The organism is Streptomyces lacrimifluminis (genome assembly GCF_014646095.1).
Lineage (GTDB): Bacteria > Actinomycetota > Actinomycetes > Streptomycetales > Streptomycetaceae > Streptomyces > Streptomyces lacrimifluminis.
In genome coordinates this window covers 37,363-44,776 of sequence record NZ_BMMU01000043.1, presented here as the reverse complement: position 1 = coordinate 44,776, position 7,414 = coordinate 37,363, and the positions used below count along the sequence as shown (strand labels likewise).

At 69.8% G+C, this 7,414-nt stretch carries 6 protein-coding genes; 2 read left to right on the top strand and 4 right to left on the bottom strand.

Features of this window, described 5'->3' with window-relative positions; all coding sequences use genetic code 11:
* Positions 1-243 precede the first annotated feature (243 nt).
* Positions 244-1,206, bottom strand: a complete 963-nt coding sequence (locus IEY89_RS36540) for an RpnC/YadD family protein (RefSeq protein ID WP_189151854.1) — start codon at positions 1,204-1,206, stop codon at positions 244-246.
* A 317-nt stretch (positions 1,207-1,523) separates the two neighbouring features.
* Between IEY89_RS36540 and IEY89_RS36535 the strand changes: the two genes are divergently transcribed.
* Positions 1,524-2,645, top strand: coding sequence for a polyprenyl synthetase family protein (locus IEY89_RS36535; RefSeq protein WP_229695625.1), 1,122 nt, complete (start codon positions 1,524-1,526; stop codon positions 2,643-2,645).
* Complete coding sequence (locus IEY89_RS36530) at positions 2,642-3,322, top strand: biliverdin-producing heme oxygenase (RefSeq protein WP_189151852.1); 681 nt, start codon at positions 2,642-2,644, stop codon at positions 3,320-3,322. The genes IEY89_RS36535 and IEY89_RS36530 overlap by 4 nt, the downstream gene beginning before the upstream one ends.
* Here the strand turns inward: IEY89_RS36530 and IEY89_RS36525 are convergent.
* The 3 genes from IEY89_RS36525 to IEY89_RS36515 are packed head-to-tail and all read right to left on the bottom strand — an operon-like array spanning position 3,279 to position 7,408.
* Entirely contained in the window at positions 3,279-4,451 is a 1,173-nt protein-coding gene (locus IEY89_RS36525; RefSeq protein ID WP_189151851.1) for an acyl-CoA dehydrogenase family protein, read from the bottom strand. The genes IEY89_RS36530 and IEY89_RS36525 overlap by 44 nt on opposite strands.
* Positions 4,452-4,457: 6 nt before the next feature.
* Positions 4,458-5,453, bottom strand: coding sequence for a hydroxymethylglutaryl-CoA lyase (locus IEY89_RS36520; RefSeq protein WP_189151850.1), 996 nt, complete (start codon positions 5,451-5,453; stop codon positions 4,458-4,460).
* A complete protein-coding gene (locus IEY89_RS36515; RefSeq protein ID WP_189151849.1) occupies positions 5,450-7,408 on the bottom strand; it encodes an acetyl/propionyl/methylcrotonyl-CoA carboxylase subunit alpha in 1,959 nt (652 codons plus the stop codon). Before IEY89_RS36515 ends, IEY89_RS36520 begins: the two co-directional genes overlap by 4 nt.
* Positions 7,409-7,414 lie beyond the last annotated feature (6 nt).

The window sequence follows — 7,414 nt, the reverse complement described above, 5'->3', positions numbered from 1 at the left end:
CATGACGTCAATCGCCAAAGCCGTCCTCACCCTGGAGCGGCAACGCTGAAGAAGCTCAGTGAGCTCATAACGTGAGAAGAATGGGGGGATTCGGCCGCCTTCCGGCCTTGTCCGTCTTTCAGGCCGCCGTGACCGCCGGGCTCAGTCGCTGCTGATCCTCGCCCTGGGCAGCTCCCCAAGCGGGACCGGGCCGCGCCGCCGGTGGACTCTTCTGGTGGCGCCCGTCCTTGTCGGCTCCGGAGGCTACATCTCCGCGAACAACTCGTCCGCGTCAGCGGCTGTGAGTGAGCGGTCGAACCAGGTGCCGAGCATGTCCAGGTCGGTGCAGCCGCTGATGCGTTCGCGGGCGGCCTCGGGGATGTCGATGCCGCGGAGGTCGAGGATGCGGAGGATGTCCTGGGCGCGGCCCTCGGCTTCGCCCTTGGCTTTACCTTCGGCTTCACCCTTGGCCCGGCCCTCGGCCTCACCCTTGGCCTTGCCTTCGGCCTCCCCCTGCGTGAAGCCCTTGATCCGGTACTCCTCCACGATGGTGCCGCTGCCCGGGAAGCGGCTGGGACGCATGGCCACGAGGTTCCTCCAGAGTGCGCGGGCCGGGGTGTCACCCAGGCCGATTTCGGTGTATTCCGCCCAGTCGTCCAAGGCGTTGCCGCCGACGTTGGCCAGCGCCGTCGCCAGAGCATCCAGTATCGCAGGGAGGGCCGGGTCCTTGGCGTGGGCGAGCGCGGACAGGACCGCCAGGGGGATGTCCTGTTCCGCCTCGTCCGGGTCGATGATCGTGGGCAGGTTGTCCGGGCCCAGGACCAGGGGGAAGACCGCGATGCTGGTGTGCGCCGGCAGGCCGATACGGATCGGGTTCGCGGCCCAGGACGCGGTGTTCTTGTCCCGGCACAGGACCAGCAGGATCGGGGGCACCTTGTACTTCGCGTACAGGTACGCCAAGTAGTACGTCCAGCTGCTGTGCTTCTTCTCGTCCGGTTGGCCCTGGGACTCGAAGGCGAGCAGATAGCCGTCGTTGTCCGCCGTGCTGATCCGTAACAGGGTGTCCACGCGGCGTTCCACGGGCTTGATCTCGGCGAGATCGGTGTCCAGGAACTGGATCGACGTGGGTTTGGGGAAGGGGATGCCGGCCCTCGGAAGGGCTCGGGCGAACAGCTCCGGGTCCTCCCTGAAGATCTGGTGCATCGCCTCGTGCGGTGAGCTGACCATGCGATGGAACGTAATGGGGTCAATGCGTTTCTATGGCGACAAGGTGATGCGTTCAGCCGTACGAGTGGCTTTTGCTGTTGGAATTTGCCAAAGGGGCATGCATTCAGATCCGTGTAGACCTGCGTAGGTCCATATGGCGCGCCCGGTGGCCGGATTTCGCCGTACTGGCTGCCGCACTGTCCTCGAACTCTCTTGCGAAATATGCCAGTTGCGATCACGCTCTGCGTATCGACGGGGGTCGGGGGTGGGAGCTGGAAGCGGAGGCTGGGGCGGGTATGGGTGCCATGGAGAGGGTCGCTGATGCGGCTGGGGGAGCGGTGGACGCGGTAGCGGACGTGGTGCGGAGCGATGCCGCTCTGCTGGAGGACGACTTGGCCGAGTTTCTCGGTTCGCTCACCGCTCCTGGGGCGGTCGCCTCGCAGTCCGTGTACGAGGCCGCCCTACGGCGCTCCCTCTACGAACCCGTCGCCGATGCCGTCGGGTCCAAGGTGGGCCAGGAGGCGTTGCCCCCGACTGCCGGGGCGCCCGGCGGCAACCGGGCCCCGCTGCGGCCGTCGATGGTGTACTGGGCCTATCGCAACTACCGGGGTTTCCCCGACGAGGCCGGGGGCGGCGATTCCGAGGCCGACCTGGCCGTCGTCCGGCGGGCCGCCGTGGCTGTACGGGTCCTTCTCAAGGCCTTCGTCGCCATCGACGACATCCAGGACGGCAGTGACATCCGCTACGGAGAACCCGCGCTCCACGTCACCCACGGCGTGCCCCTCGCGCTCAACACCGGTTCCTGGCTGATCGCGGCCGTCCTGCGGCACGCGGCCGATCCCGCTGTCGTGGACAGTCTGCTGCGTGCCGTCGAGAGCGGCTTCACCGGGCAGGCCGTCGACCTGTCCACGCGTACGGCCGAGACCCGCGCCGAATTGCTGGCCGCGCCCCTCGAAGAGCGCCTGGCCTACTGGGAGTCACTCGCCGCTCTCAAGACCGGAACGCTCTTCCGGATGCCGCTCGACTCGGCGCTCACGGGTCTGCGTGTCATCGACGACGAGCAGTACGTCCTGGACGCCGCCATGCGCCAACTCGGCCTGGCCAGCCAGCTGTTCAACGACCTCACCGACTTCGTGCCCGAGTTCGGCGGGGGCCGGATCCACGAGGACTACGACGGGCTCAGCAACCGGGTCTTCCTCGAACTGCTCGACCCGGAGTCGTCCGAACGGTCACTCGCAGGGGAGCAGCTCAAGGCGTACGTCCTCGGTCGTCCCGAGCTGGAACCCACCCTCCTCGCGCTCGCCGCCGAAGCCGTCCGGCTGAAGCGTGAGGCCAAGGAGAGCGTGTACCGCGTGTGCCGGTCCGACCGCAGCGCGGCCTATTTCGACCTCACCATCGAACGCAAGGGTCACCTCATCGACCGTCTCCACGAGACGCTCCAGCAGCGGAGCGGCGCGTGACGGCGGCCCCGGTCCCGGTCCCGGCCACGATGGTCGAGCGGCTGCGTACGAGCACCCGCGACTGGCACGACGCCCTGGAGGCCACCCCGTTCGCGAGCGCGATGATCGCCGAAACGCTTCCCGTCGAGCGGTACGTGGGCCAACTCGGCGCCTACCGGGTGGTGTTGGAGACCCTCGAAGGGGAACTCTCCCGCGTCGCGGACTCCTCCGCCGACCCTGTGTGGTCGCCGGACCTCGGCAAACTTCCCCTCATCGAGCGTGACTTGGCCTACTTCGCGAACCTCGGCACCGCGCCCGGCCCTTGGGCGGTCGAAGAGGCCGAGGCGTTCACCGCGGAGATACGGCAGCGGGCCGTCGACGCCGACCTCCGCGCCCTCCTCGGCTTCCTCTATGTCATGGAGGGCTCGACGCTCGGCGCCCTCTTCCTGCACCCGCATGTCACCGCCGCCTACCGCCTGCCGGGCACGGACGGCGTCGCCTACTACACGAGCGGCGACCGCGACCGCTGGGCGCGCTTCGCCTCCCGCATGGACCAGACCCTCACCGACCCCGAGGCGCAGGACCAGGTCCTCGCGGCGGCCCACAGCGCCTACCGGCACGCCGCCGCGATCACCGGGGCACTCTCCGTGGGTCTCAGCCCGCCATTTCCATCCCCAGCCCCAACTCCCGTGCGATGAGCATTCGTTGGACCTCGCTCGTGCCCTCCCCGATCTCCAGGATCTTCGAGTCGCGCCACATCCGGGCCACCGGGTACTCGTTCATGAAGCCGTAGCCGCCGTGGATCTGGGTCGCGTCGCGGGCGTTGTCCACCGCGATCGTGGAGGAGTACAGCTTGGCCAGGGCGGCTTCCTTCTTGAAGGGCTCGCCCGCCACCAGCCGGGAGGCCGCGTCCCGCCAGGCCAGGCGGGACGTGTGGGCCTTCATCTCCATGTCCGCGATCTTGAACTGGATCGCCTGGTTCGCGCCGATCGGACGCCCGAACGCGTGCCGTTCCTTCGCGTACTTCACCGACTCGTCCACGCAGCCCTGGGCAAGTCCGGTCGCCAGCGCGGCGATCGCGATGCGCCCCTCGTCGAGGATGCGCAGGAACTGGGCGTAGCCGCGCCCTTCCTCGCCGACCAGGTTCGCCGCTGGGACGCGCACGTCCGAGAACGACAACTCCCGGGTGTCCGAGGCGTTCCAGCCGACCTTCGAGTACGGTGCCGCGACCGTGAAGCCCGGCGTCCCGGACGGGACCAGGATCGCCGAGATGAGTGGCCTGCCGTCCTCCTTGCGGCCCGTCACCGCCGTCACCGTCACGAAGCCCGTGATGTCCGTACCCGAGTTGGTGATGAAGCACTTCGTCCCGTTGATCACCCACTCACCGGTGTCGGGGTCCAGCCGGGCCGTCGTCCGCGTCGCGCCCGCGTCCGAGCCGCCGTCCGGTTCCGTCAGGCCGAACGCGCCCAGGATCTCGCCGGCGCACAGCCGCGGAAGCCACTCCCGCTTCTGCTCCTCCGTGCCGAACAGGTGGATGGGCATCGCGCCCAGCGACACCCCCGCCTCCAGCGTGATCGCCACCGACGAGTCGACCCGCGCCAGTTCCTCCAGGGCGATACCCAGCGCCAGATAGTCACCGCCCATACCGCCGTACTCCTCGGGGAACGGCAGTCCGAACAGGCCCATCCTGCCCATCTCGCGGACGATCTCGTACGGGAACTCGTGCCGCTCGTAGAAGTCGCCGATCTTCGGGGCCACGACGTCGTGCGCGAACTGCTCGACCGTACGGCGGAGTTCTTCCAGTTCGGGGGAGAGCTTGTGGTCCATGGTCCTTCACTGCTCCTGGGAATCCTGAGAGGCCTGTGAGCCCTGCGAATCCTTGTGGGACAGGGCTCGTACGGTGCGGGACGGGCTCGGTCGGCCCAGTCGGTCGGCCATCCACGTGCTGGTGGCGACGAGGCCGGTGAGGTCGACGCCGGTCTCGATGCCGAGGCCCTGGAGCATCCACACCAGGTCCTCGGTGGCCAGGTTGCCGGTCGCGGACCTGGCGAACGGGCAGCCGCCGAGGCCGCCCGCCGACGCGTCGACCGTCGTGACGCCGTGTTCCAGCGCCGCGTACGTGTTGGCCAGTGCCTGGCCGTAGGTGTCGTGGAAGTGCACGGCGAGCGTCGACGTCGGTACGTCCGTCTCGTTCAACTCCGTCAGCAGGCGCCGCACATGACCCGGCGTCGCGACGCCGATCGTGTCGCCCAGGCTCAACTCGTCGCAGCCCATGTCCAGCAGAGCCCTGCACACCCGGACGACCTGCCCGACCGGCACCGGGCCCTCCCACGGGTCGCCGAAGCACATGGAGAGGTAGCCGCGGACCGAGACGTTCTCCGCCCTGGCCCGGGACACGACCGGCTCGAACATCGCCAGTGCCTCGTCGACCGTCCGGTTGAGGTTGGCCTTCGCGAAGGACTCCGTCGCGCTGGCGAAGACGGCGACCTGCCGAGCGCCGAGGGCCAGGGCCCGGTCCAGGCCACGTTCGTTCGGCACCAGAACCGGGAGCGCCACCCCCAGATCGCTCAGCTCGCTCAGATCCCTGACGAGCGGGAACAACTGCTCCGCGTCCGCGAGTTGGGGCACCCACTTGGGGTGGACGAAGCTGGTCGCCTCGATCGTCGTCAGGCCGGCGGAGGCCAGTCGGCGGACGAACTCCGCCTTCACCGGCGTCGGGACGGTCGTCTTCTCGTTCTGGAGCCCGTCCCGCGCGCCCACCTCGTGGATCCGCACCCGCGCGGGCAGATTCGCCGCCGGTACGGTCATCGGCAGCCCTGGGATCGTCATCGCGTCGTCGCCTCCGTGTCCTTCTCGTCGTGCGGCGTGATCACGGCGAGTACCTGGTCCATGGCGACCGTCGTCCCGGGGGTGACGTCCAGTTCGGCGACCGTGCCCGCGTGCGGGGCGGCGATGACGTGCTCCATCTTCATCGCCTCGACCACCAACAGGCTCTGACCGGCGGCCACTTCGTCCCCGACCGCCACCTTCACCACCGTCACCGTGCCGGGCATCGGGGCGGTCAGCGAGTCGGCTCCCGCGTGGGCGGCGCCGGTGAGCGAGGCCGCCACCGGGTCGTGGTCGCGCACCTGCCAGGCGTCGCCGTCGCGGCCCAGCCAGTCGCCGGCGCGGTGGAAGGTGTGGCGGACGCCGTCGACGACCACGGACACCTGGGCGGTGGTGACCGTGTGCGTGCCCTGCGGGAAGTGGGTGACGGGTTCGAGTCCCGTCACTCGTAGCTCGAAGGGCAGCGGCTCCGGTGTACCGCCCAGTCGCCAACCACTGGGCACGGAGAAGGGATCCGTCCAGCCGTCCCCCGTCGCCTTCGGGCGCAGCGCCTCCAGCCGTACGGCCGCCGCCGCCTCGTAGACCTCCTCCGGCACCCCGTCCGGTACGAGGGAGTCGACCTCGCGCTCCACCAGCCCCGTGTCCAACTCGCCTGCCACGACCGCCGGATGGGCGAGGAGCCGGCGCAGGAAACCGGCGTTCGTCGGCACGCCCAGCGTGACCGTCTCCGCGAGGGCAGCGCGGAGTTTACGGAGCGCGGTCGGCCGGTCGGGGCCGTACGCGATCACCTTGGACAGCATCGGGTCGTACAGCGAACCGACCTCCGTGCCCTCGGTCAGCCCCGAGTCGGTGCGTACGCCGTCACCGGAGGGTTCGCGCAGCGCGAGCACCGTGCCGCCGGACGGCAGGAACCCGCGCGCACCCGCCCGCACGGACACCGTCTCCGCGCAGATCCGCGCCTCCACGGCGTGCCCGGTCAGCCGTACGTCCTCCTGCCCGAAGCCGAGCGGCTCGCCCGCCGCCACCCGCAGCTGCCACTCCACCAGGTCGAGGCCGGTGACCAGCTCCGTCACCGGGTGCTCGACCTGGAGGCGGGTGTTCATCTCCATGAAGTAGTAGGAGGACGGGTCGGTGCCCGGGACGATGAACTCGACCGTGCCGGCGCCCTCGTATGCGCACGAGCGTGCCGCCTGGACCGCCGCCTCGCCCATCGCGGCCCGGGTCCGGTCGTCGAGGAACACGCTGGGCGCCTCCTCGATGAGCTTCTGGTGGCGGCGCTGGAGCGAACACTCGCGTTCGCCCAGGTGCACGACGTTCCCGTGGGCGTCGGCCAGGACCTGGATCTCGATGTGCCGGGGCCGGTCGACCCACCGCTCGACCAGGAGCGTGTCGTCACCGAAGGAGGCGCGGGCCTCGCGCCGCGCGGCGGCGATCTCCTCCTCCAGGGTGGTGAGGTCCCGGACCAGACGCATGCCCTTGCCGCCGCCACCCGCACTGGGCTTCAGCAGTACCGGAGCTCCCAACTCCCGGGCAGCAGCGGCGAGTTCGGGGTCGCGGCCGCCGGGCACCACGGGTACTCCAGCCGCCTTCACGGTCTCCTTGGCGCTGATCTTGTCACCCATCAGGGAGATCGCGTCGGCGGGCGGCCCGATGAAGACGAGCCCGGCATCGACGCACGCCCGTGCGAAGCCCGCGTTCTCCGCGAGGAAGCCGTACCCCGGGTGCACGGCCTGGGCGCCGGTGCGGGCAGCCGCCTCCAGGAGTCGCTCGACGGACAGATAGCTCTCGGCGGCCGGCGCCGGTCCCAGCCGTACTGCGGTGTCGGCCTCCCGGACGTGCCGCGAGTCGGCGTCCGCGTCGGAGAAGACGGCCACCGAACGCACGCCCAGCGCGCGGAGGGTGCGGACGACCCGGACCGCGATCTCGCCCCGGTTGGCGACAAGCACAGTGTCAAACATGAGTCC